The sequence below is a fragment of the Trichlorobacter sp. genome (assembly GCF_030247655.1).
Classification (GTDB): Bacteria; Desulfobacterota; Desulfuromonadia; order Geobacterales; family Pseudopelobacteraceae; genus Trichlorobacter.
In genome coordinates this window covers 26,316-49,885 of the sequence record NZ_JAOTRZ010000004.1, presented here as the reverse complement: position 1 = coordinate 49,885, position 23,570 = coordinate 26,316, and the positions used below count along the sequence as shown (strand labels likewise).

Genomic DNA, 23,570 nt, shown 5'->3' with positions numbered 1-23,570 from the left:
CTGGAAACTCCGCCCCAACCGTTCCACCAGCGTCTCTACGCAATGGTTGTTATGATCAAGCAGGGTTTGAGACTGGGGACACGATTCAGGAGGCGCATCTTTGCCATGCATACAAAGGTAGCAGCGGGACTGCACTGCCTGCGTTCTGGTGACACCAAGTGCATCCAAAGCGGCCTGATTGATTCTGAGGATGCGGTGGTTGGCATCAATGATAAAAATCAGATCAGCCATGGCATCAAAGGTCCGCTCCCACTCATCACGACTGCGGCGCACCTCGACTTCTGCCTGTTTGCGTTCAGTGATATCGTGACTGATGCCGATGAGACCAACCACCTGCCCGGCGCTGTCGCGGAAGGCCATCTTGGTACTTTCCACCTGCACCTGACTGCCATCCTGCATGATTACCAGCAGCTCATAGCTGATCGGCTGTCCGGCTTCCAGCGCCTCACGGTCTTTGTATCGTATAAAAGTGGCCAGTTCCTGATCCTGAATCAGTTCCAGATCAGAATGGCCGATAATCTGCTCTCTGGGCAGGCCGATAAAACGCTCGGCATACTGGGTATTACAACCCAGGTAGCGGCCGTTGGCATCTTTGTAGAAGATCAGCGCAGGTATAGTGTCCAGCAGGGTATGCAGAAAGGCACGACGATCCTGCAGATGCTGTTCCCGCAGGTCACGCTGGTGGATCAGGTCTTCAATGGTAGCAGCCATCTCATTGAAGGCGGTGACACAGGTATCGATCTCCGGCAGGCGGCAAAGCTCTGCCCTGATATGGTAATCACCATTGCCAAACCGTTCCGCAGCCTGTTGCAGACTACGCAGTGGCCGTAATGCTTGCCTGATAACAGGCGCCATCAGGCCACAAAAGGCGATCAGACCAACGAAAAGAAAGGATCCTTGTAACTGCAGTAAGCGCCAGAACAGTGCCTGTTCTTTAGCAGGTGAGTAGCCCAGGACCAATTCGCCGTAGGAACGTCCACCAACTTCTACCAACCTGCTTTCACGACGTTTATGAATATCAGTGAGTTTTCCAAACCAGGCCGGAGCCTGCTTCCTTGACGCGTTGTCAACCACTTCAAGCACCCTGCCAGACGGATCGGTCCAACGAATCAGATAGATACGTTCATGTTTTAGCGTACTGCGCAAGACCTGTTCGATGCTGCGATAATCACCCGAAGCAGCATTACCGGCAACAACAACACTGAGATCCCGCAGTTGATCATGCAACTCTTCCCTGATCCGTTCACGCATGCTGTCTAACTCATGCAGTGCCTGAAACCAGACCAGCAGAGAGGTAATGACAAACATGACAAAACCGCTGACCAGCAACAAGCGGGTGAACAAACTCAGGCGAAGCAGCTTAAATGGGCTGGTCATAGGTAAGGCTCCGATGCCATGTTGATGGCCCAAGGCAATGTTTCACTGCGACTCTATCAGACCTGGTGAGCAGATGCAGATGTACCTCCTGGTATCGCCGCCAATGCTGCCAGCAGCAGCTCAATATCCACCGGCTTGGCTATGTAGCTGTCAAACCCTTCTGCCAGGATCCGTTCGCGGTCACCCCGCAAGGCATGGGCGGTCAGGGCGATAATGGCGGTATGGCTTTCTCGCTGTTGTTCTTCCTGACGAATCATCCGGGTGGCTTCAATGCCATCCAGCACCGGCATCTGCACATCCATCAAAATACAGTCCCAGTCTGCGCTACGCCACTGTTCAAGTGCCTGAAAGCCATCCTCCACTGTAGTGACCTGATGTCTCATCCGGCTCAGGATGGCAGTCATACTGCGGGCGTTGATCAGATTGTCCTCTGCCAGCAGGATCTTTAGAGAACGGGTTGGCCTCTGTTCCGGGAAAGCATCCTTAACCACCTGGCTCCGGGGTAGTTCCGTCTGGTTCTGCAGCAGAAACGGCAGTTCAAAATAGAAGCTGCTACCAGCCCCTTCTTTGCTTTCTGCCCAGATCCGTCCACCCATCAGCTCAACCAGACGTCGGCAGATGGAAAGCCCCAGTCCTGTCCCGCCGTAGCGGCGGGTTGTTGAGCTGTCTGCCTGTTCAAAGGGAGCAAATATCCGCTCCATTGCAGCTGCCGACATACCAATGCCGGTATCACTGACCGAAAGGCGCAGGGTTATCGTGTTACCGTCCCGGGAAATGGGCTTAGCCGCAACGGAAATGCTCCCCTGTTCAGAAAACTTGATGGCATTCCCCAGCAGATTCAACAGGATCTGCTTGATACGCAGCGTATCTCCCTGCAGTGCATCGGGCAGATCATCCGGCAGGTCGGTGAGCAGCTGCAACCCTTTCTGTCTGATGTTGTAAGACTGGGAGGCAATCACCTCCTGCAGCGTCTGACGCAGTGAAAAATCAGCATATTCAAGCTCAAGTTTACCTGCTTCAACCTTTGAAATATCAAGGATATCACTGATCAGCGCCAGCAGTCCCTTGGCCGACAACTCCATGCCATCCAGACAATCCTGCTGTTCTGCATTTAACTCCGTTAAGCCCAACAGGTGGGCCATGCTGATGATCCCATGCATTGGCGTACTCAGCTCATGGCTCATGTTGGCCAGGAATTCTGTCTTGGCCCGGCTGGCAGACTCTGCCCGTTGTTTTGCCTCCTGAAGCGCAGCCTCAATCTTTTTCCGTTCGGTTATATCCCGTACCAGCCCCAGGTTATAGCCCTGTCCATTAAACTCAAGGTAATTGGCGGTAACCTCAACCGGATAGAGCTTACCCGACTTGGTCCTGTGAGTTCCCTCAAAGGTCATGCTGCGCCGTGCAATCAGCTGTTGCCAAAGGGCAGGCCAGCTATCCCGTGAAAAATCAGTATCGATATCACCAATCCCCATAGCCAGCAGTTCTTCGCGGCTGTACCCGGTGGCACGGCTGGCCTCCTGATTGACATAGTAAAAGCGGGCATCCTTGTCGGCCATATAGGCTGCCTCATGGACCGTATCCAGGGCAAAATTCAGCAGGGTCATCTGCCGTTCTGCCTCTTTTCGCTCGGTGATAATCTCTTTGATCGCCACAAAGTTAATGATGGCTCCGGTATCATCAAGCAGGGGGGTGATGGTGGCCTGTTCCCAGAATTCAGTACCATCCTTGGTCCTGTTAAGCAGCTCCCCCCGCCAGGGCAGGCCGGAGGTTATGGTCTGCCAGAGGTCGGTGTACAGCTCTGGAGGATGCTGGCCTGATTTCAGAATGCGGGGGGTTTGACCAATGGCCTCTTCAAGACTGTAGCCGGTCACCTCGCTGAAGCGGGGATTAGCATACTGAATCAGCCCGTTCGGATCAGTGATCACCACAATATTGGCACTCTGCTCCACTGCCAGAGACAGCCGTTTCAGGGCAATTTCACCCTGCTTACGTTCTGTGGTATCAATGATACTCCAGACAACCCCGATTTCTCCATCCTGCAACTGCAGCTTGATCCCGGTTAAAAAACACCAGAAGATACGGCCATCTTTACGGCGCATCGGGTATTCGGCACTCAGATGCGTCTTGCCATCCCGCGCCTCCCGAAAAGTAGGTACCCAGTCTTCATAATGCTGCTGGTCAACATGCAGCATCCGTACAGACTGACCCACCATCTCTTCTGCCTGATACCCGAACAGATCACAGAACTGCTGATTGACCTTCAACATCAGCCGTTCAGAGGAAACAATCAGGTTGCCGGTACCGTTGTATTCAAACAGGGCTTGAAGATGGCTGCGTTCTGCAAGCAGTTCTTCCTCTGCCTGTTTACGGTCACTGATATCTGTCAGGTTCCAGACCACCCCTCCATCACCATCAGGCAGGGTAATGGCATCGCCAGAGATAACGGCCCAAAAGCGACTATCATCCTTACGGCGGTACTGCCACTCAATCTGCACCAACGGTTCATTTGCCTTGGCACTGACAAACCACCGCCCAAAACGCTCGTACTGTTCTCGATCAAGGTGCAACAGCTCAACGCTCTTGCCGACCAGCTCATCTTTGGCATACCCGAACATCTCACAGAGGCGTCGGTTCACCCCGACGATCACCCGTTCAGAAGATACCGTCAGAATGCCGGCGGTGGTCCGTTCCAGCAACGCCTGCTGAAATTCGGCCCGCTGCTGCAGACGGCGGTTGCATAGATAGAGCAGCGGCACCGCAATCAGGCCACAACCCAGGACAGCAAACAGTAAGGCGCTATTCATGATCTGTTCCTGTCAACCGCTTTAATTCAGCCAACAGCACCGTAACATCCACCGGCTTGGCAACATGGGCATCAAACCCCTGCTCCAGCAATCGTGTCCGCTCATCATCCATTGCATGGGCCGTCAGGGCGATAATCGGGATATGCCCGCCACGCTGCTGTTCCTGCCGGCGAATAATGCTGGCGGCGGCATCGCCCCCCAGCACCGGCATCTGGATATCCATCAGGACAATATCAAACTGCTGCTGCGCCACCTGTTCAAGCGCCTCCAGACCATTTACCACTGCAGTGACCTGATGCCCCAACCGTGCCAGTAATTTTACAATAAACTCTGTGCTGATCGGATTATCCTCTGCCAGCAGGATGGCCAATGACCGTGACACCGTTTCACTATCCGCCTCCCCCCCATTACGCTGCTGCTGAATGGTTGACTGATCCGGCACCCCAAACGACAGTTCAACATGGAAGGTGCTGCCTTCCCCCTCCTGGCTTTCAGCCCAGATCCGTCCCCCCATTAACTCAACCAGACGGCAGCAGATGGCAAGACCCAATCCACTGCCGCCGTACTTGCGGGTGGTTGAGTTATCAGCCTGTTCAAAGGGGGCAAATATCCGCTCCAGCAGAGCCGCTGACATGCCGACACCGGTGTCTGAAACACTCAGGCAAATCAGCGCCTTGTTATCGCGGTGTGCTACCAGCGTTGTCGAAATAGTAATACCACCCTGCTCGGTAAACTTGATCGCGTTCCCCAGTAGATTGAGCACTATCTGGCGGGTACGCAGTTGATCACCCCACAGGATATCCGGCACGTTGTCCGGGATAGCGACCTGGACAGCAAGTTTTTTCTGGCTGATCGAGAACTGCTGACCAGCCAGCAGCTCATCAAGCATCTTGCGCAGCGAAAAGTTGACCTGCTCAAGTTCCAGTTTTCCTGCCTCGATCCTGGAAAGATCCAGAATATCCCCGATCAAGGTAATCAGGCTGTTTGCGGAGCTTTCAATATTGGCAAGGTACTGTTCCTGCTCCCGGCTCAGCTCGGTGGCACCCAGCAGGTGGGCCATACCGATCACGCCGTTCATCGGTGTGCGGATCTCATGGGACATATTGGCCAGGAATTCACTTTTGGCACGGTTGGCAGCCTCTGCCGCCTCTTTGGCCTGCAACAGCTCGACCTCAACCTGCTTGCGATCACTGATATCAATCACACTCCAGACAACCCCCTGGTCGCCATCAGGCAGGGTCAAGCGCACGCCGGTGAAGACACACCAGATAATGCTGCCATCCTTACGCAGTGAGGGATGTTCAGCTCTCAGGTGGGTAACACCGTTGCGGGCCTGGATAAAGCGAGGTGCCCAATCCAGGTAGTGTTGTTCATCAATATGCAGCATACGAACCGACTGCCCCAGCAGCTCCTGTTCCGTATAGCCCAGCATCTCGCAAAACTGCTGGTTCACCTGCACAATGATCCGTTCCGAAGAGACAATCAGGTGGCCGGAACCGCCATACTCAAACAACACCTTCAGATAGTTGCGATCCGTCTCCAGCTTCTGCTCAATCTGTTTGCGCTCCGTAATATCCCGGCCCACCACGATCAACCCTTTGCGCCTGCCCTGCTGGTCAAAGGTTGGAACCTTGATAATATCAAAGACCTTTGCGCTACCGTCGGGGCGGGGGATGATCTCATCAGAGCGGGACACACAGCCCTTGCTCCAGGCGACCTCATCACTTTCCTCACAACAGAGAAACGCCTGCCTGTAGAAACGGCTGAAGGCAGCCAGCTCAGAATCTTTCTTGCCCCGGTAATCAACCCCCTCCAGTTGAAACAGCTGCAGATCAAATGCATTGGCCTCAAGCCACCTGCCTTCAGCATCCTTAAAACAGACGATATCCGGCATGGCATTAATCAGCGTCCGCAGCCGTTCCTCACTGTCGATACGTTCGCCCTCCGTCTTTTTCCGCTCGGCAACCTCATCCTGCAGACGCTTGTTCAGTCTGTAGAATACAACCACCAGGCCTGCCAGGAAGCATACCAGGCAGAGCAGGATGATACGTTCTGTCATGGGAGATCCTTTACTATCGGTAGTTCCACAAGAAAACAGCTCCCTTTGCCCAGCTCTGATGCAACCCGGATCTTCCCGCCCATCAACTCGGTCAAACGTTTGCAGATGGCAAGCCCCAGACCGGAGCCGCCAAACTTGCGGGTGATTGTTCCATCAGCCTGGGTAAAAGGTGCAAATATCTGTTTCTGCTGCTCCTCGGAGATGCCGACACCGGTATCCCTGACCGCTATCTGCAACCTTGCCGGCTTGTCTTCTTCCGGCAACAGACAAGAGGCGCTGACCTTGACAGTCCCCTGGGGGGTAAATTTGATGGCATTGCCCAGCGGGTTCAAGATGATCTGCTTGAAACGCAAAGGGTCACCCTGCATCTGCTCCGGCAGATCATCGGCCAGATCAAGTTCCAGTTGCAGCGATTTCTGTCGGGCAGTGGCACTCTGGATAGCCACTACTTCTTCAAGCACCAGACGGATCGGAAAGGTGGTCTGCTCAAGTTCGATCCGGCCGGCTTCAATCTTGGAAAGGTCCAGAATATCGCTGATCAGAGAGAGCAGGGTGCTGGAACATAGCTCCATATTCTGCAGATATTCCTCCTGCTCTCGGCTTAACTCGGTATAGCGCATCAGCTGCACCATCCCCAGCAGTCCATTCAGCGGGGTACGGATTTCATGGCTCATATTGGCCAGAAATTCACTTTTAACCCGGTTGGCAGCCTCAGCGGCATAGCGGGCCGCAAGCAGCTCTTTTTCATGCTGTTTACGATCACTGATATCCCGCGATAACACCACGAAACGGGGTTGGTCCGTCACCACGCCGGTTTTACGGGCAACTGACAGCTCAAACCAGAGCTCGCCGGTTGGCGACGGCAGAACAAACTGACGGCCATGGGAGTGGCCGGTGGCAACTGCCTCCTGCAGTGCGTCAAGACAGACTCCTGCTGCCTGTGGTGGCAACATGTCCTGTACCGTCCTGCCCAGCAGCTGCTCGGCAGGCACCACCAACAGCTCCTGCTGGCGGGCGTAACAGGCATAGTAACGGCCATCCAGCCCCAACTCAAACAGCAGGTCCGGTATGGCCTGAATCAGGCTGTTAAGACTGGCACGTTCAGCTTCCAGGGCCTGCTCAACAATAATATGACGTTCCATCTGAAGAAACAGCTGGCAGACCAGCAGTGTGGCAAGGGGATAGATAACCAGAACCGGCAGCGTAATGGTTGCCAGTGTTTTGGCAATTACGGCAGAAGGAAGCAGAACGGTACAGCCGATCATCCAGAGATGTACCAGCAACCCGAACAGATACATGCCGGGCAGGCCGGCCAAACCGGGATGGCGGCGGCGCAGGTAGTAACCGATCACGCCGATGCCGCCAGCACCGATAATAACGGCTATTCCCATGGCTGCCCCGACCCCGCCCAGCCAATAGCGGTAACCGGCAGCCATAGCGGCGGCAACGCCAGCGGTAATCGGACCGCCAAACAGACCGGCCACGGCGATGATGATGCTGCGCCCATCAAAGATCAGGCCGGGCTGCAGGATCATCGGCGTCATGATCCCCACCAGGGCCACTCCGCCAAACAGCAGGCCAGATACCAGGGCATACCCGAGCCCCTGATGCCGGATTCGACGCAGCAACAGGCCATGCAGGAAGGTTAAGGCCACCATCAGGGCTATATTCTGTATCAGGGCAAGATAGATCATGGGATACCCTTGGGCCTGGAGGCCTCAATTAAAGACAATTATTAAAAATTAAAGTAAATAGCGATACAGATCAAGATACAACTATTTTTTTGTCACCCGTTCCAGTTCAACCGCAAGTTCCTGTAGTTGAAACGGCTTGGCGACATAGCCATCAAACCCTTCAGACAGCAACCGCTCCCGGTCACCTGCCATGGCATGTGCTGTCAGCGCAATAACCGGGGTGTGGCTGTCTCCCCCTTGCTCCCGCTGTCTGATAAAGCGGGTAGCCTCTCGCCCGTCCATAACCGGCATCTGGATATCCATTAAAACGACATCAATCCCGCCCTGCATCCAGAACGCCAACGCTTTTTTACCGTCTTCTGCGCAGAGGGACCTCAACCCCAGCTTTCCGACCAACCCTGCAGCAGCCTGCAGGTTGACAGGATTATCTTCGGCAATTAAAACGGTCATAGGCCGTCCCTGCCAACTGGGCTGGGCAACTACTTCTGACACAGCACCTTGTTCATCGGCCCTGCAGGAACGTACAAAGGGAAGTTCCACACTAAAGCTGCTGCCTTCACCCGGCTTGCTGCTAACCCGCAGAGATCCTCCCATCCGCTCAGCTATTCTGCGACAGATGGCTAACCCCATACCGGTACCGCCAAACCTTCTGGTATTGGACATGTCAACCTGTACAAACGGCTCAAAGATCCGCTCCTGATCAGCCGGGGAGACACCAATACCGGTGTCGCTGACAGTAAGCCTCAGGAGCACCTTGTCCATCACGCCTGCACAGGTATCAGCACTGATCGTAACCGTCCCCTGATGGGTAAACTTAATCGCGTTACCCAACAGGCTACTGACAATCTGGGTCAAACGGGGGCCATCTCCCACCACCTGCTGATTAAGATTGTCAGACAGATTAACCGTAAGACCAAGTCCCCGCTGTTCCAGAGCAGTATGATGGGGATCGATGCCAGTAGTAATGCTGTCCCGCAGCACAAACGGGGCTGCATTGATCTTCAGGCCCGATGCCTCAAGGCCGGCAAGGTCAAGCAGATCATTTACCAAAACCAATTCATTGCTGGCAGAGGAGCGAACCATCCCCAGATAGTCGCTCTGTTCATCAGACAGTTCTGTCATTTCCAGCAACTGAACACCACCCAACACACCGTTAAGCGGAGTTCGCAACTCATGACTCAAGGTGGCCAGCAGTTCGGTCTTTGTGCGGCTGGTCGCCTCAGCCATCTCCTTGGCGCTGGTCAGCAGCTCTTCAATCTGCTTATGTTCTGAAATATCCTGCATGGTACCGGCAACATACAACCCCTCCAACCCTTCAAGCCTGCCGATACAGCGAAAATCAACCCAAAAACGGCGTCCACGTGAGGAGATCATGCGGCAGTTTAGCGTGAAGGAGACGCCCTCAGCAATGGCAGCTTCCAGTGCCTGCTTGACCTGCGGCAGATCCTGAGGATCAAAATACCTGAAACAGGTGGTGTGACTGATTGGCTCGTCTACCGGATGTTCCATCATCCGGTAGAGCTCATCAGTCCAATACAGCATATCTGTGCCGGGATGTGACTTCCAGCAACCCAAGTGGGCAACTGCCTGACTCTCCCGCAAAAACAGTTCCTGCTCAACAAGATCGGTTTCAACTTTTTTACGGAGGCTTATATCGGTAACGGTGCCGACATAACCGATAATGCCGCCTTTATTGTCAAAGATCTCGGCTGACTGGCCATAGACCCACGAGACTGAGCCATCAGGCCGCTTGAACCGGTATTCCAGAGCAAAAGAACGATGCTCTGCAACCGATTGCTGCCACTCGCCAAACACCTTTTCACGATCATCAGGATGCAGCGCTTGCCCCCAACCATCTCCCCGTGCCTGCTCAAGCGATAGCCCGGCAATGGCAGACCAGCGATCATTGACATAACAGCAGGCTCCGTTCAGATCGGTCTGGAAGACACCGGTGGGAGAGGCGGTGGTTAATGATGCATAGAGGGCTTCCTGTGCCCGCAGGTCATCTTCAGCCTGCTGGCTGAGACGCTGCTGGCGCAGATAAATGGCACTGGCAATGGTGATGCCGATCATCCCCACCAGCCAGATGCCGACGTGGGCCAGACGAACGCCTCGCAATCCACTCTCGCCAGCCTGCAGATATGGTTTTAGTGGTACAGCTGCACTGATGCCGCCCCTAATCCCTCCCACAGGGATATTGGTATCAGCATGGCACTTCAGACACCCCTGCTCCATCTTCATCGGCAGGATCAGACGGTAGTAAGGGGCACCATCGATGGTGGTAAGTTCATTGACCGAGTCCGCACCCTTTTCAAAATCAAGCAGGGCAGCCCTTTCCCAGGCATCCGGCGCATTACCGGGATTTTTGGCCAGCAGGCTGGTGATATGCCCCTTGACACCAAACTGCTCGCCAAACATGCTCATGACCTGACGAGTCATGTAGGCCGGGTTCATCAGGGTCAGTTTGTCGCCGTCTGTTGTCACGACATCACGTTTCGGAACGGTTAACCAGGGATTGGGCGGAGTCTGTTCGGTGGGATGCACATAGACGCCACCATGCATGGTGGCCCAACGCCGGAAGGCCAGGTCTTTGTTAATGACCGTTGTTGCTTCATGACGGGAGTAATCATAGATCTGCTGCCGAATCAGTCGTTCGTTCCAGAGCAATGAACAGCCGATAATGAGGCTCCAGAGTAGCCCCCACTGCAGTAACGCCATCCAGACTGTACGATACTTTTTCATGGCTACTCCAACTCTCCAGGACTATCTCAAAACCGATTGTTAGAAGACGGTTTAAGGTAGATAAAGTCTGCCATTAAACAACAAGATGTCAAGCAGCTCCGCGTTGTTTTGGAGAGGGCAAAAAAAAGGCAAACAGGGCCGCAGAGAGGGTAATGGCAGCAGCGCAGAGATAGGCAGGGCTGAACGAACCGTACAGACGCGCCAGCAGACCGGCAACTGCTGGTCCGATGGCCTGCCCAACCGCAAAAAAGAGGGTAATGGTGGCAAAGGAAGCGGCAGCTCTGGCGCTGCCCAGATAATCACCCACCGCAGCCGCCATGATGGCCGGTATGGCAAAAACAGCGGAACCGTACAGGACAATGGCAAGCAGCAGACCAACGCTTCCCAACTTGAGACCGGCCAACAGATAGGCGGTGCTCTGTACCATAAAAACCAGTATCAGCCCCTGCTTACGGCCGATCCGGTCAGACAGGGCGCCAAAACCGACCCCCGAAAAGACACTAAAGAACCCTACCCATGACCAGTACTGCCCGGCCCGGACCTCGCTCAGACCATACTCCCGCACCATGCTGGTGACAATAAAGGTGCCGAAGACCATGAAGGTTGCGCCAAAGGCCAGATACAGAAGCCCCAGCCTGAGCAGCAACCCGCCATCACCGCGATGTTCATGGGGTACCGGCATGCTGCCGTGTTGTTCGTGCTGTAACGGCCCCAGCGGTTCAAGCCCCTTTTCTGAAGGGGCATTACGCAGCCAAAGGACAGCAATCAGGGCGGTCAGCAGGGTAACGGCTGCCAGCAGCAGCCAGGCCATGCGCCAGCCATCAGCAGCGTAAGAACGATTAAGCAGAGGGATCAGATAGCCGGCACAGATGATTGCCAGACCATTGCCGCCAATGATCAGCCCGGCGGCCCGGCCACGGGTCTGACTGCGGAACCAGCAGGGGACCAGGGCCATAAGGGGGATGTTTGCAAAACCACCACCCAGGCCGGTCAACGCATAGAGCAGTGCAACCGGAAGAAAGCCGTGGGATTGGCTGATACCGGCCATGCAGAGTGCTATCAACAGCAGACCGGTACTGATCACCGCCCGGGGACGGAAACGGCGGATCAGCCAGGGGGACAGCACCACGGCAACCAGATAGCCGCTGAAGTTGGCGGTGCCGATCAGCCCCATCCGGTCATAGGACAGTTGCAGACCGGCCTGCATGGCAGGCAGCAGCATGGTGTAGGCGTAACGGGCCAGCCCCAGGCAGGAGAACAGCACCAAGGCACCGACCGCCACAATGACCCAGCCGTAGTGCAGTGAACGGTTCGTATCTGAGGCTGAAATGGGCATGGCGCATCATGCCACAGCTGATTACCAGAATCCAGCTGCATCAACGCCTGCATGGTCCAAAAGCTGTTGACAGCAAACAGCTGTTTCGCTAGTTTGTGCCAACTTTTATCCAGAGATCCAAACGGTGTGATAAAGCTTTTCAACTTCTACGCACCGCGACAACATCTGAAAGGGACGTATGCCATGAACAAGCCGCTGGTTGGTATTTTGATGGGCAGCGACAGTGATCTGCCGGTAATGGAGAAGGCTGCCGAAGTTTTGAGCCAATTGGGAATCGCCTGGGAAATGGATATCAGCTCTGCCCACCGCCTGCCGGACAAGACCGCTGTCTATGCCCGTACCGCCCGCGAACGGGGGATTGAGGTGCTAATCTGCGGGGCAGGCATGGCTGCCCATCTGGCTGGCGTTGTAGCCTCCCACACCACCCTGCCGGTAATCGGCGTACCGCTCAAATCCGGTGCCATCGCCGGGGTTGACGCCCTGTATTCCACCGTACAGATGCCTCCCGGCATCCCGGTGGCAACCGTTGCCATTGATGGCGGCAAAAATGCAGGCTACCTGGCTGCCTCAATCCTCTCCATTAAGCGACCAGAGTTGGCAGATAAACTGGAACAGTTCCGTGCCGCTACTCGCCAAGAGCTTGAAGCAAAATCCAGCCAGCTGCAGACCCGCCTGAAGCAGGCTTGAAGGAGAAGCAACAATGCAGGATATTCAGAAATTTATCCACGGCTTCCGTAACTTCCAGGAAGAGTACTTCCACGAAGACCGCGAGCTGTTTGATTGTCTGAAAAAAGGGCAGCGCCCCAAGGTGGTGCTGATCGGCTGCAGCGATTCACGGGTTGATCCTTCCATGATGGTTCGATCCGAGCCGGGTGACCTGTTTATTGTCCGCAACGTGGCCAATCTGGTCCCCCCCTGCGAGCATGACCAGGCCTACCACGGGGTCAGTGCCGCCCTCGAGTATGCGGTCTGCCACCTTGAGGTGGAACATATCATTGTGCTGGGCCACTCCAACTGTGGCGGCATCCGCTCCTTGATGGAGGGGATACCGTCTGACAAAAACGGCGAGTATATCAGCAAGTGGGTCAGTATTGCCGAGCGGGCCAAGCAGCAGGTGCTGGAAACCTTTTCAGACGCCTCAGCGGAGCGTCAGGCCAAGGCCTGCGAACATGCCTCGATCCTGGTTTCATTAGAAAACCTGCTGACCTTCCCCTGGGTACGGGAGCGAGTTGATGCCGGAAAACTGGACCTGCATGGCTGGTACTTTGATATTGAGTCCGGCAACCTGTACAGCTACCACCCGGCCAGCGGCGAATTTGCGCTGCTTGTTTAAAACCTGTTGAAATAACGCAACAACAAGACCGATCGAATCCCCTTGACAAGCAGAGCAAGGCTGATTATGATTTCTTTCGTAAAGGGGAGTAGCTACCGACCGGAGACATGGTCGGCCCATGGTTCGTCAAGACAGTTCTGTAACAAGGGCTCGGACGTGGGACGAGAAATCGCCAGCAAGACCTTTATCCAAGGTGCAGAATTTTTATTTCGCCGTGGGTAAAGGTCTTTTTATTTGGCCCCCGGCTTTATTAAAGCAACCTAACGGAGGAACCAAACAATGATGAACCAGTTTAAAACAACCTTATTACTGTCACTATTAACAGTGCTACTGGTGGCCATGGGCGGCGCTATTGGCGGGTCAGGCGGCATGCTGATCGCCTTTGTCATGGCGGCAGTCATGAATTTCGGCAGCTATTGGTTTTCAGACAAGATCGTACTGCGGATGTACGGAGCCCAGGAGATCACCCGCAATGAGAACCCGGCCTTCTACGAGATGGTGGAGCGGCTGGCACAGCGGGCAGGTCTGCCGATGCCCAAGGTCTACATCATCCCTGACCAGTCACCCAACGCCTTTGCCACCGGACGCAACCCCAGCCATGCTGCGGTAGCAGCCACGGAGGGGATCCTGCGGATACTTTCCCCGGAGGAGCTGGAAGGGGTGATGGCCCATGAGCTGGGGCACGTCAAGAACCGCGATATCCTGATCTCCACCATCGCCGCCACCTTTGCCGGTGCCATTTCCATGATCGGCAGCATGCTGCAGTGGGGAGCCATGCTGGGTGCCGGTCGTGATAATGAAGAAGGTGGCGGTCTTGGCGGTCTGGTGGGATCTCTGGCCATGGCCATTCTGGCACCGATCATGGCGATGCTGATCCAGATGGCGGTTTCCCGTTCGCGGGAATATCTGGCTGATGCAACCGGCGCCGAGATCTGCGGCAAACCCCGTGCCCTGGCCAGTGCCCTGGGACGGTTACAGAATGCGTCACACCAGATTCCGATGCATGACGCCACACCGGCCACAGCCCACATGTTCATAGTCAACCCGCTGACCGGCGGTGGCATGATGAGCCTGTTCTCCACCCATCCGCCCATGGAAGAGCGGATCGCCCGCCTGCAGGCAATGGCCCAGCGCTAGATGCTGCATTGGACCCTGCGTAAGGCCCGCCAGATGGTGGTGGGCGTGGTGGGTGTCACGGTGGTGATCATCGGCATTATCATGATTTTTACCCCCGGTCCGGCAATCGTGGTGATACCACTGGGACTGGGGATACTGGCCTCGGAGTTTGTCTGGGCCAGGGACCTGCTGCATAAGGTAAAGACCTACATCGAAACAAAGACAAACAAGAAAAAAAATCAAACGGAGGAATCACCATGAAACGAATCATGCTGTTGATTATGGGAACCCTGCTGTTGGGGATGATGTCCGGCTGCGGTTACAACACCATGCAGGCCAATGAAGAAGCGGTGGTTGCCGCCTGGGCTGATGTGGAGTCAACCTATCAGCGCCGTAATGACCTGATCCCCAATCTGGTTGAGGTGGTCAAAGGCTATGCCAGACATGAGGCCGACACCTTGAAGGCGGTTACCGAGGCCCGTGCCAGTGTGGGTGGTATGAAGGTAAGCAAGGACGTTATCAATGACCCGGCTGCCATTGCAAAGTTCCAGCAGATGCAGGGCCAGATGTCCGGCGCCCTGTCTCGCCTGATGGTGGTGGCAGAAAGATATCCTGACCTGAAGGCCAACCAGAACTTCCTTGATCTGCAGAAGCAGCTGGAGGGGACTGAAAACCGGATCAATGTCGCCCGAGAGCGGTACAACAAGCAGGTACAGGCTTTCAACACCAGCATCCGTACCTTCCCCAACTCTTTGACCAACTCCATGCTGCTGCACCTGAAGCGCAAGGAGCCGTTCAAGGCCGAAGAAGGGGCCAAGGTTGCACCGAAAGTGAAGTTCTAGGTGGAGCTGTCCACCTTTATCGGCACCTTTGGGCTGATCTTTCTGGCAGAGCTGGGTGACAAGACCCAGCTCACTGCCATGGCCCTGGCGCTACGCTACCCCTGGAAACGGATCTTCATCGGTATTGCCGCCGCCTTTGCGGTACTGAATCTGGCAGCAGTGCTGGTGGGCAAGATCCTGTTTCTGGTACTGCCGATCTTCTGGGTCACCCTGGTTTCTGCCCTGCTGTTCCTCTACTTTGGCTACAGCACCCTGAAAAACGCCTGTGTTGCTGAAGATAATGACGGACCGCCGCCAACGGCAGCCGATGCGGTACGGACCGCCTTTCTGATGATCTTCATGGCGGAGCTGGGTGACAAGACCCAGCTGGTCACCGCCAGCCAGGCAGCCCAGCATTCCGGTAGCCTGAGCGGTATGGGCACGGTCTTTGTGGCCTCAACCCTGGCGCTCTGGCTGGTCTCGCTGATCGGCATCTTTGCCGGTAAACAACTGGTTAAGTATATCCCGGTCTGCTGGATTCATCGCACTGCCGGCTTCATGTTTCTGGTATTTGGTGTTGCCATGTGCTGGAAGCTGCTCTCTCTGTGACGGGAAGATTTTCCTGATGACCGGCTTTCATATGCCGATCACGGTTTTAACCTCGGCAATTGTCTCGTTAGCACTGCGTAAACCGAAAAATGATGAACTGCTGGAAACAGCTTGACAAGCGCCCAGGCAAATCCCTACTATTTAGCTATGCTACAAAAACGTATCCGCATATTCAGCACCACCCTGATGAGCATACTGGCACTGGCAACAATTCTGATGGCTCCGGTGGCTGCACTGAGCCATCAGCAGGATATGCCCAAAGTCGTCAGTTCTGCCGCTGCTGCAGCCACTGACTGTGATGATTGTCATCATGATACAACGGATACCCAGCAGGATGATTGCTGTACCAGTTCAGCCTGCGCCTGCGCCTGCCATGCCCCGCTGAGCCTTAAAGCCATCACCGTACCTTTGCCGGTTATGGTAACCAGTATTTTTACGGCGCTTGAGCCACAACAACCACCGCAAGTCTATCTCTCCATCTTTGTACCTCCGCAAAACCTCTCCTAAACCGGTTACACCACGCGACATGTAACGTTGTGTGTCTTTGCGTCTTTAATGCAAGGACTGACTATCTGTTTCAGGAGATCCACCTATGACGACTGAACACCGTTCGGTCAGCGATCAGGTCATGCAGACCTTTGCCTCGCTGCGCCTCACCATGGCTGTACTGATTCTGCTGGCCCTGGTTTCCATCATCGGGACCGTTATTCCCCAGGGGCAACTTCCCCCTGAATATGTCGCATCCATTGGCGGTGAACAGGGCAACCGCTTCCGCCTCTATGGCCTGCTCGGCTTCTTTGACATGTACCACGCCTGGTGGTTTCAGGGGCTTTTGGTCTTGCTATCGATCAACCTGCTGGCCTGCACCATCAAACGGCTGCCCCATGTCTGGCGGATCGCCACCAGACCGGACACCACCCTCAGCAGCGCCCAGGAAGCTGCTGCCACCTGCAGCGTTGTTTTAGACCTCCCGGAGTCTATTAACCGCGACAGACTGACCGCAGCAGTTACTGCCGTTGCAGGCAGGCCGGTCGTCACGGAACAGGATCATGAACTGCATCTGTTTGTGCAAAAACGCCCTTGGGCCAGACTTGCGGTCTATGGCGTACATGCCAGTGTGATCCTGATCTTCATTGGTGCCATTATCGGTAACATCTTCGGATTCAAGGGTTTTGTCGCCATACCGGAAGGCGACACGGTCTCCAGCTTCACCGACCGTAAAGGGCAGGAGCGCCCGTTGGGTTTTGAGCTGCGCTGCGATCAGTTCACGGTCAGCTTCTATGATGCCCCCGGAGGCGGCCCCAGCCAGATGCCCAAAGAGTTCAAGAGCATCCTGACGCTGACTGAAAACGGCAAGGAGATCCCCGGTTACACACATGCCCGCCTGATTGTCAACGAGCCGCTGACTTACAAGGGGATCACCTTCTATCAGTCCAGTTACGGCAACACCGGTAACCACACCTTTACCGTCGGCACCACACGCCTGACGGTCAGCAGTGAAGAAACCGCCCATCTGCCCGACGGCAGCAGCATGCACCTGATTGAGGCGGTACAGGATGTCTCGCCATTCCTGCCGGGGAAGAGCGGACCGGCTGCCAGAATTGATGTGCATCCCGCCAATAGTGGTCCGGCAGTGACCCTGTTGAGCCTTGCCAACTACCCAGAAGAGAACAAACGCGAGGCAGCCAGACTCAGCCTGCCGATCATCACCTATCAGGGTGGCACCGAGCGCCCTTACACAGGCCTGCAGGTCAACAAGGACCCCGGTGTCTGGGTCGTCTGGATCGGCAGCCTGCTGATGTGTATTGGTCTGTATGTGGCCTTTTTTCTGCCGCACCAGCGGATCTGGTTCAGGTTTGGCCACGCCAGACTGGTGATTGCCGGCCATACCACCAAGTCACAGGCGGCCTTCCGGCAGCGGCTTGAACGGATCGAACAAGAGCTGAAGGCAACACTGCAACAGGAGGAAAAACCATGATCAGCGGATCGTTGATGAACGCAACCACCATCTTCTACATGCTCTCCACCCTGGCCTTCTTTATCTATATGGCCGGACGCAATAAGCAGATCGGTCTGGCAGGTTCGACGCTGGCCTGGACCGGTTTTGCCATCCAGACCGTCGCACTGGGGCTACGTTGGAAAGAGTCCTACGATATGGGGGTCGGCCATGCGCCGATGTCCAACCTGTATGAGTCGGTGGTCTTTTTCGCCTGGAGTATCGTGCTGATCTTCGGGATCATTGATGCCAAGTACAAATACCGGGTGATCGGCGCCTTTGTGATGCCGTTTGCCCTGTTGGGCATGACCTGGGGGCAGCTCTACCTGCCCAGCGACATCAGCCCCTTGATGCCAGCCCTGCAGAGCAACTGGCTGACCTACCATGTCATCAGCTGTTTTCTGGGCTATGCGGCCTTTGCCGTGGCCTGCGGTGTCTCGATCATGTATCTGATCAAGGCCAAAAGTGAGCAAAAGGGAGACGAGGCTGCCGGTGGAATTCTGTCGGTCTTCCCCCCCACCAGGGTGCTGGATGACCTGAACTACAAGGCGATCATGGTCGGTTTTCCACTGCTGACTCTGGGGATCATCACCGGTGCGGCCTGGGCCAACTATGCCTGGGGCACCTACTGGAGCTGGGATCCCAAAGAAACCTGGTCACTGATCGTCTGGTTCGTTTATGCAGCCTTCCTCCATGCCCGCTTCACCAAGGGCTGGGTCGGCAAACGGGCAGCCTGGCTTTCAATCATCGGCTTTGCAGCCACCATCTTCTGTTACCTGGGTGTCAACCTGCTGCTGTCGGGACTGCACAGTTACGGAGGAATGTAACCATGAAAAAACTGTTAGTTCTGATGATTCTGACACTAACCGGCATGTTGGCAGCCTGCAGCAACGGCTCGCACAAGACAGTGCAGGCAGACGGCAGCGTGGTGAAGATTCCGCTGGCAGATCTGAAACCAATGCAGGCCTCCTTTTACCGGATTACCCTGGACGGCAAAGAGATCCGCTTCTTTGCGGTCAAAGGCAGTGATGGCCGGATCAGGACCGCGCTGGATGCCTGCGACGTCTGCTTTAAGGAACGTAAAGGCTATCAGCAGCAGGGGGACGTGATGCTCTGCCGCAACTGCAACCTGACCTTTCCGATTGACCGGATCGGCCCATCATCAGTGGGGGGCTGCAACCCGCACTTCCTGCCGTCACAGGTGTCAGGTGATCAGCTGCTGCTGCCGGTTGATGAACTGAAACAGGGGGCACGGTTCTTTCCATGAGACCCTATCAGATCGCCTTTAAAAACCTGATGCGGAGACCGGCCCGGATGTTCTTCCTGACCGTGGCCCTAGCAGTGGGCCTGGCTGCGGTGGTGGCACTGGTCACCCTTTCAAACTCCATGACTGCTGATATTGAGCACACCATGGACCAGTTTGGGGCCAACATCCTGATTACCCCCAAGAGCAACGATCTGGCCCTCTCCTACGGCGGCATCAGCCTGGGACGGGTCTCCTTTGATCAGCGTGAGCTTGATCCATCGGTGCTGGAGCGGATCAGGACCATCAAGAATCACCAGAACATCGCCGCCATCGCCCCCAAAGTTTTGGGAACAGTGACCGTACAGGGCAAGGAACTGCTGCTGGTGGGGGTTGATTTTGCCGCTGAGCTGCGGATGAAACCGTGGTGGCGGTTAACCGGTGCAGAGCCGTCGGCTGATGATGATGCCTTGCTCGGCACTAGCGCCGCACAGGTGCTGGGGGTAAAACCTGGTGACCGGCTTACCGTAGGGGGCAGATCGTTCAAGGTAGCGGCGCTTTTGCAGGAGACCGGCTCCCAGGATGACGGCCTGCTGTTTGTACCGCTGGCAGCTGCCCAGGCCATAACCGGCAAGCAGGGTAAAATCACCTTGATCGAAGTAGCGGCACTCTGTTCCGGCTGTCCGATCGGCGAGATGGTGGATCAGATTGCCGGAGTGCTGCCGGATGCCAAGGTCAGTGCCATTAAACAGGTGGTGGAGGGACGTTTGCAGACCATCGGCCAGCTCAAGCGATTCTCGCTGGGCATGGGTGGTGTGATCGCCCTGATCGGCCTGTTGGTAGTGTTCATCACCATGATGGGCAGTGTCAATGAGCGCAAGGTGGAGATCGGCATCTTCCGGGCCATTGGCTACCGTACCGGCCATGTGATGGGGATTATCCTGCTTGAGGCCGGACTGGTAGGGCTGGTGGCAGGCCTGACAGGCTATCTGCTGGGGGTTGGGGCGGCGGCTGTGGCCCTGCCTCTGCTGGCGCAATCCGGTCACCCGCACCTGCTGCTGCAGTGGCAGGTAGCCATTGCCGCCATTGCTGCCGTGGGGCTGGTCAGCCTGCTGGCAGCCATCTATCCGGCGCGGCGGGCAGGCAGGATGGACCCGGCAGACGCATTAAGGAGCCTTTAGGAAATGGTCTTTTTCCGCCCTGGCACAGCCTTGCTGCGGAAAGGCTTGTGCGGCGTACTGATTTGTACGCCTCCGCGCCGTTCCTTGCTCGTCAGCGCCAGAACAAAAAAATTCACATTTCCCGAAAAACGAGGAAGCATATGATAACCACAACCAATCTGACAAAAAACTACCCTTCCGGTGAAGGTAACGTGGCTGCCCTGCAGGGGATTGACCTGACGGTGGATACCGGCGAGTTTGTCTGCATCATGGGGCAGTCCGGCTCAGGCAAGAGCACCCTGCTGACCATTCTGGGGGGGATGTGCCATCCCGACAGCGGCAGCGTAGAAGTGGATGGCACGGCCATTTACAGGCTTGATGACAATGGTCTGGCTGATTTCCGCGCCAGGCATTTCGGCTTCGTCTTCCAGTCCTTTCATCTGGTGCCCTACCTGACCGCGCTGGAGAACGTCATGCTGCCGTTGGCCCCGCTAAAGATGTCAGCGGCGGAAAAACGGCGGCTGGCCGGTGACGCATTGGCACGAATGGGGCTGGCAGATTGCGCCGGACGCCTGCCCGGACGCCTGTCCGGCGGCGAACAGGAGCGGGTGGCCATTGCCCGGGCGGTGGTCAACCGCCCGGCGATCCTGTTTGCCGATGAACCGACCGGCAACCTGGACAGCGCCACCAGCGATCAGGTCATGGGGCTGTTTGCAGAGCTGCACCAGGCTGGCCAGACCATTGTGATGGTCACCCACAACCCGGATAACGGCCGTTATGCCCAGCGCACCATCCGGCTAAAGGACGGTTTGGTGCTGCACAGGCCAAGCCCTTAAACACAAAATGGGCCGCCTCTCACAAAAAGGCGGCCAACCTGAACAACAGCCTGCAATCAAATCTTTTCATTCATTAAACATATTGTTCTGCTGCAATTCTGCCCGGCCTGGTATATAATTAAAAGCTTGCTACAGAGGATCAGCAGCGCATTCCTTTTGATTGGTCAGGATATATGCCCCGAAAGTTTCTGAAAAAATGGACGCCGCACCCTACATCGCTCAAGGAGCACAAGCACCTGCGCTTCCTGGGAACTGCACTGCATGCGGTTCATCTCTGGCAGATGAACCGGAGCACGGTGACCAGGGCTTGCGCCATCGGCATCTTCTGCATGTGGATACCGGTTCCCTTTCAAACCGTGCTGGCGGCTTTAGGGGCGATACTGTTCCGTGCAAACATGCCGGTTTCCGTTGCGCTGGTGTTCATCACCAACCCGCTTACCATGCCGCCCATGTTTTATTTTACCTACAAGGTCGGGGCGGTGCTGCTGGGGTTGCCTCCGCAGAAATTTAACTTTGAGTTGAGTCTGGACTGGCTGACAACCGGCATGCTCCAGATCTGGAAGCCGTTTGTACTGGGAACTTCTCTGGTCGCTGTGGTAACCAGCCTGCTTGCCTACTATGGTGCACAGCTACTCTGGAACATACATCTATTCAAGCGGATGAAGGAGCTCAGGAAGATCAGGTCAGAGCGGGAGCAGCAGTAGAAACAGGGCCGGGTTTCAGTCACTGTTCCAGCTGACTACAGATGGTGGGAACAGCAGGAACGGTCCATTAACAGCCAGTATCTCCAAACACCTCGGCAGAGAAGATGTAGATCTCGCAATCCTTTTTCCAGGCCGTCTCCGGCAGACCGGCTTTCAGGCAGGTATGGCGCAGGAAGGTCTCCCGATCCCAGCCATATTCAGCCGCCACCTGGGGCAGCAGCACACCATGGGCATGTCCTTTAATCAGGTAGAGGCCATGAGTGCCGACCTGAATCTCATCAACCGACTGGATCAACTGCAACGGTGAAAGCACCGAGATCTCCAGCTGAAAATCAGTCAGATCAGCAGGGTGCATCGGGTAAAAACGGGGGTCACGGGTAGCAGCTGAGACAGCCATCTCCCGCACAGTCTGCCAGAGCGGCTGCTGGGCCACAAAACTACCGATACAGCCCCGCAGTTGCCCCAGCTGTTTAATGGTCACAAAACAACCGGAATGGGATAGCAGTGGCTCTGATGGCTTTTCAATGCCGGGCAGTGGCTGTCCGTTAACCTGTGCGACAATGGTTGCTCTGGCCAGCCGCAGCAACACCTTCTGTTCAGTCTTTTTCATCTTCGCTCCCTAACGGTAGCTTTTTCTGCGAAACAGCCCGGTGGACACACTGATAACCCGATCCAGAAAAAGCAGACCGTCCAGATGATCCATCTCATGCTGAATTGCCACCGCCTCAAACCCGGAGGCAGCCACTTCCCGCTCCTGACCGCTCTGGCTATCCAGAAAACGGACCGTTATCTCGGTGGCCCGCTCCACATCGCCGGTATAATCCGGCACACTCATGCAGCCTTCCCGCATCACAGCTTTACCGCTGCGGCTGATGATCTCGGGATTTACCATACAGAGCAAGCCATGGTTGTTATCCTTGCCATGACGACTGTTGGATACATCCACCACACAAACCCGTAACCCCACCCCGATCTGTGGCGCAGCCACCCCCACTGAACCAGGACCGGCCTGCATGGTATCAAGCAGATCCTGCACCAGAGTATGAATAGCTGTATCCAGGGCAGCAGCAACAGGGTGAGCCATCTTTTTCAGTAGCGGATGCGGGTATTTCAGGATTGGTTGAACCGCCATTACAGCTCCACCGGGGTGACGATCCGCACACTGATTTCAACCTGCAGCTCCTGCTTCAGCCCATCCAGAAGCGGCTCCACCGCTTCCGGCGAACAACCATCGGGCAGGACCGCCTCCAGCAACATGATGTAGACCGGCTCCTGCTCTGTTCCGGCCAGCTTGGTCTGCAGATCCATGATGTTAATCTGGTGTGCTGCCAAGGTGCTGGTGACGCGGTAGACGATCCCCGTCTGATCAGCACCGTAGACCGTGATCTGGCAAATCTCGCCCGGTGTTTCCTTGCGATCCTCTTCGCCCAGCGGCAGATGACGCACCGAAAGGGTCATGGCCATCCGCTCACAAACCGGCTTCAGCTCTTCAATCAGCAGCGCCTTGGTAAACGGTTTCTTGTGGGACACAATCAGGATCATGGCGAATTCGCCGGCCAGCATGGCACAACTGGAGTCGGCGATATTACAGCCCAATTTATAGAGTGCCTCAGTAACTCCGGCAACAATGCCGGGACGATCAGCACCAACGACAGAGACAGCATAATGGGACAGCTCACGATGAGGCATGGTTTACTCCCGACAGGAATAGTAGCTTGTAATGGTTTGTGCGGACTGGTT

At 55.7% G+C, this 23,570-nt stretch carries 22 protein-coding genes; 13 read left to right on the top strand and 9 right to left on the bottom strand.

Annotation, left to right across the window (positions count from 1 at the left end; all coding sequences use genetic code 11):
* The 6 genes from OEL57_RS00795 to OEL57_RS00770 all read right to left on the bottom strand — a co-directional run.
* The coding region (locus OEL57_RS00795; protein WP_300735813.1) for a PAS domain-containing protein at positions 1-1,377 on the bottom strand (1,377 nt) is incomplete at its 3' end.
* A 56-nt stretch (positions 1,378-1,433) separates the two neighbouring features.
* Entirely contained in the window at positions 1,434-4,181 is a 2,748-nt protein-coding gene (locus OEL57_RS00790; RefSeq protein ID WP_300735812.1) for a PAS domain-containing hybrid sensor histidine kinase/response regulator, read from the bottom strand.
* Positions 4,174-6,240, bottom strand: a complete 2,067-nt coding sequence (locus OEL57_RS00785; RefSeq protein ID WP_300735811.1) for a PAS domain S-box protein — start codon at positions 6,238-6,240, stop codon at positions 4,174-4,176. Before OEL57_RS00785 ends, OEL57_RS00790 begins: the two co-directional genes overlap by 8 nt.
* On the bottom strand, positions 6,237-7,934 hold the full coding sequence (locus OEL57_RS00780; RefSeq protein WP_300735810.1) for a hybrid sensor histidine kinase/response regulator: 1,698 nt from the start codon (positions 7,932-7,934) through the stop codon (positions 6,237-6,239). Before OEL57_RS00780 ends, OEL57_RS00785 begins: the two co-directional genes overlap by 4 nt.
* Before the next feature lie 81 nt (positions 7,935-8,015).
* Positions 8,016-10,676: an ATP-binding protein gene (locus tag OEL57_RS00775; RefSeq protein ID WP_300735809.1), complete on the bottom strand. Its 2,661-nt coding sequence runs from the start codon at positions 10,674-10,676 to the stop codon at positions 8,016-8,018.
* An 88-nt stretch (positions 10,677-10,764) separates the two neighbouring features.
* Positions 10,765-12,012, bottom strand: coding sequence for an MFS transporter (locus tag OEL57_RS00770; protein WP_300735808.1), 1,248 nt, complete (start codon positions 12,010-12,012; stop codon positions 10,765-10,767).
* A gap of 183 nt (positions 12,013-12,195) precedes the next feature.
* Here OEL57_RS00770 and purE point away from each other — a divergent pair, with 183 nt between their 5' ends.
* From purE to OEL57_RS00705, 13 genes are all read left to right on the top strand, one after another.
* A complete protein-coding gene (gene purE / locus OEL57_RS00765) occupies positions 12,196-12,699 on the top strand; it encodes a 5-(carboxyamino)imidazole ribonucleotide mutase (protein WP_300735807.1) in 504 nt (167 codons plus the stop codon).
* Positions 12,700-12,712: 13 nt separating this feature from the next.
* Positions 12,713-13,345: a carbonic anhydrase gene (locus tag OEL57_RS00760; protein ID WP_300735806.1), complete on the top strand. Its 633-nt coding sequence runs from the start codon at positions 12,713-12,715 to the stop codon at positions 13,343-13,345.
* A 282-nt stretch (positions 13,346-13,627) separates the two neighbouring features.
* On the top strand, positions 13,628-14,482 hold the full coding sequence (gene htpX / locus OEL57_RS00755; protein WP_300735815.1) for a zinc metalloprotease HtpX: 855 nt from the start codon (positions 13,628-13,630) through the stop codon (positions 14,480-14,482).
* Positions 14,483-14,722: a PGPGW domain-containing protein gene (locus tag OEL57_RS00750; protein ID WP_300735805.1), complete on the top strand. Its 240-nt coding sequence runs from the start codon at positions 14,483-14,485 to the stop codon at positions 14,720-14,722.
* The gene (locus OEL57_RS00745) at positions 14,719-15,303 is read left to right on the top strand and encodes a LemA family protein (protein ID WP_300735804.1); all 585 of its coding nucleotides are present in this window, start codon (positions 14,719-14,721) and stop codon (positions 15,301-15,303) included. The genes OEL57_RS00750 and OEL57_RS00745 overlap by 4 nt, the downstream gene beginning before the upstream one ends.
* Positions 15,304-15,891, top strand: coding sequence for a TMEM165/GDT1 family protein (locus tag OEL57_RS00740; protein ID WP_300735803.1), 588 nt, complete (start codon positions 15,304-15,306; stop codon positions 15,889-15,891).
* Between the two features lie 111 nt (positions 15,892-16,002).
* Positions 16,003-16,398 carry a hypothetical protein gene (locus tag OEL57_RS00735; RefSeq protein WP_300735802.1) on the top strand — a complete coding sequence of 132 codons (396 nt, stop codon included), beginning with the start codon at positions 16,003-16,005 and terminating at the stop codon, positions 16,396-16,398.
* Between the two features lie 85 nt (positions 16,399-16,483).
* Positions 16,484-17,869, top strand: a complete 1,386-nt coding sequence (gene resB / locus OEL57_RS00730) for a cytochrome c biogenesis protein ResB (RefSeq protein ID WP_300735801.1) — start codon at positions 16,484-16,486, stop codon at positions 17,867-17,869.
* On the top strand, positions 17,866-18,714 hold the full coding sequence (ccsB, locus tag OEL57_RS00725) for a c-type cytochrome biogenesis protein CcsB (protein WP_300735800.1): 849 nt from the start codon (positions 17,866-17,868) through the stop codon (positions 18,712-18,714). Before resB ends, ccsB begins: the two co-directional genes overlap by 4 nt.
* Positions 18,715-18,716: 2 nt before the next feature.
* The gene (locus OEL57_RS00720; protein ID WP_300735799.1) at positions 18,717-19,154 is read left to right on the top strand and encodes a DUF2318 domain-containing protein; all 438 of its coding nucleotides are present in this window, start codon (positions 18,717-18,719) and stop codon (positions 19,152-19,154) included.
* Complete coding sequence (locus OEL57_RS00715; RefSeq protein WP_300735798.1) at positions 19,151-20,311, top strand: ABC transporter permease; 1,161 nt, start codon at positions 19,151-19,153, stop codon at positions 20,309-20,311. The genes OEL57_RS00720 and OEL57_RS00715 overlap by 4 nt, the downstream gene beginning before the upstream one ends.
* Before the next feature lie 140 nt (positions 20,312-20,451).
* Entirely contained in the window at positions 20,452-21,126 is a 675-nt protein-coding gene (locus OEL57_RS00710) for an ABC transporter ATP-binding protein (RefSeq protein WP_300735797.1), read from the top strand.
* Positions 21,127-21,299: 173 nt separating this feature from the next.
* Positions 21,300-21,830, top strand: coding sequence for a DUF2062 domain-containing protein (locus tag OEL57_RS00705; protein WP_300735796.1), 531 nt, complete (start codon positions 21,300-21,302; stop codon positions 21,828-21,830).
* Positions 21,831-21,897: 67 nt separating this feature from the next.
* On the opposite strand, the gene amrA is transcribed toward OEL57_RS00705, so the two are convergent.
* The 3 genes from amrA to OEL57_RS00690 are packed head-to-tail and all read right to left on the bottom strand — an operon-like array spanning position 21,898 to position 23,519.
* Positions 21,898-22,440, bottom strand: a complete 543-nt coding sequence (amrA, locus tag OEL57_RS00700; protein WP_300735795.1) for an AmmeMemoRadiSam system protein A — start codon at positions 22,438-22,440, stop codon at positions 21,898-21,900.
* Between the two features lie 9 nt (positions 22,441-22,449).
* Complete coding sequence (def, locus tag OEL57_RS00695) at positions 22,450-22,962, bottom strand: peptide deformylase (protein WP_300735794.1); 513 nt, start codon at positions 22,960-22,962, stop codon at positions 22,450-22,452.
* Entirely contained in the window at positions 22,962-23,519 is a 558-nt protein-coding gene (locus tag OEL57_RS00690; protein ID WP_300735793.1) for a glycine cleavage system protein R, read from the bottom strand. Before OEL57_RS00690 ends, def begins: the two co-directional genes overlap by 1 nt.
* Positions 23,520-23,570: the final 51 nt, after the last annotated feature.

Excerpts from the sequence above, each read along its gene's own strand:
- OEL57_RS00775 (WP_300735809.1), bottom strand. The coding sequence starts at position 10,676 with ATGAAAAAGTATCGTACAGTCTGGATGGCGTTACTGCAGTGGGGGCTA.
- purE (WP_300735807.1), top strand. The coding sequence starts at position 12,196 with ATGAACAAGCCGCTGGTTGGTATTTTGATGGGCAGCGACAGTGATCTG.
- OEL57_RS00790 (WP_300735812.1), bottom strand. The coding sequence starts at position 4,181 with ATGAATAGCGCCTTACTGTTTGCTGTCCTGGGTTGTGGCCTGATTGCG.
- OEL57_RS00705 (WP_300735796.1), top strand. The coding sequence starts at position 21,300 with ATGCCCCGAAAGTTTCTGAAAAAATGGACGCCGCACCCTACATCGCTC.
- OEL57_RS00760 (WP_300735806.1), top strand. The coding sequence starts at position 12,713 with ATGCAGGATATTCAGAAATTTATCCACGGCTTCCGTAACTTCCAGGAA.
- OEL57_RS00770 (WP_300735808.1), bottom strand. The coding sequence starts at position 12,012 with ATGCCCATTTCAGCCTCAGATACGAACCGTTCACTGCACTACGGCTGG.
- ccsB (WP_300735800.1), top strand. The coding sequence starts at position 17,866 with ATGATCAGCGGATCGTTGATGAACGCAACCACCATCTTCTACATGCTC.
- def (WP_300735794.1), bottom strand. The coding sequence starts at position 22,962 with ATGGCGGTTCAACCAATCCTGAAATACCCGCATCCGCTACTGAAAAAG.
- htpX (WP_300735815.1), top strand. The coding sequence starts at position 13,628 with ATGAACCAGTTTAAAACAACCTTATTACTGTCACTATTAACAGTGCTA.
- amrA (WP_300735795.1), bottom strand. The coding sequence starts at position 22,440 with ATGAAAAAGACTGAACAGAAGGTGTTGCTGCGGCTGGCCAGAGCAACC.
- OEL57_RS00780 (WP_300735810.1), bottom strand. The coding sequence starts at position 7,934 with ATGATCTATCTTGCCCTGATACAGAATATAGCCCTGATGGTGGCCTTA.
- OEL57_RS00715 (WP_300735798.1), top strand. The coding sequence starts at position 19,151 with ATGAGACCCTATCAGATCGCCTTTAAAAACCTGATGCGGAGACCGGCC.
- OEL57_RS00750 (WP_300735805.1), top strand. The coding sequence starts at position 14,483 with ATGCTGCATTGGACCCTGCGTAAGGCCCGCCAGATGGTGGTGGGCGTG.
- OEL57_RS00785 (WP_300735811.1), bottom strand. The coding sequence starts at position 6,240 with ATGACAGAACGTATCATCCTGCTCTGCCTGGTATGCTTCCTGGCAGGC.
- resB (WP_300735801.1), top strand. The coding sequence starts at position 16,484 with ATGACGACTGAACACCGTTCGGTCAGCGATCAGGTCATGCAGACCTTT.
- OEL57_RS00720 (WP_300735799.1), top strand. The coding sequence starts at position 18,717 with ATGAAAAAACTGTTAGTTCTGATGATTCTGACACTAACCGGCATGTTG.
- OEL57_RS00690 (WP_300735793.1), bottom strand. The coding sequence starts at position 23,519 with ATGCCTCATCGTGAGCTGTCCCATTATGCTGTCTCTGTCGTTGGTGCT.
- OEL57_RS00710 (WP_300735797.1), top strand. The coding sequence starts at position 20,452 with ATGATAACCACAACCAATCTGACAAAAAACTACCCTTCCGGTGAAGGT.
- OEL57_RS00745 (WP_300735804.1), top strand. The coding sequence starts at position 14,719 with ATGAAACGAATCATGCTGTTGATTATGGGAACCCTGCTGTTGGGGATG.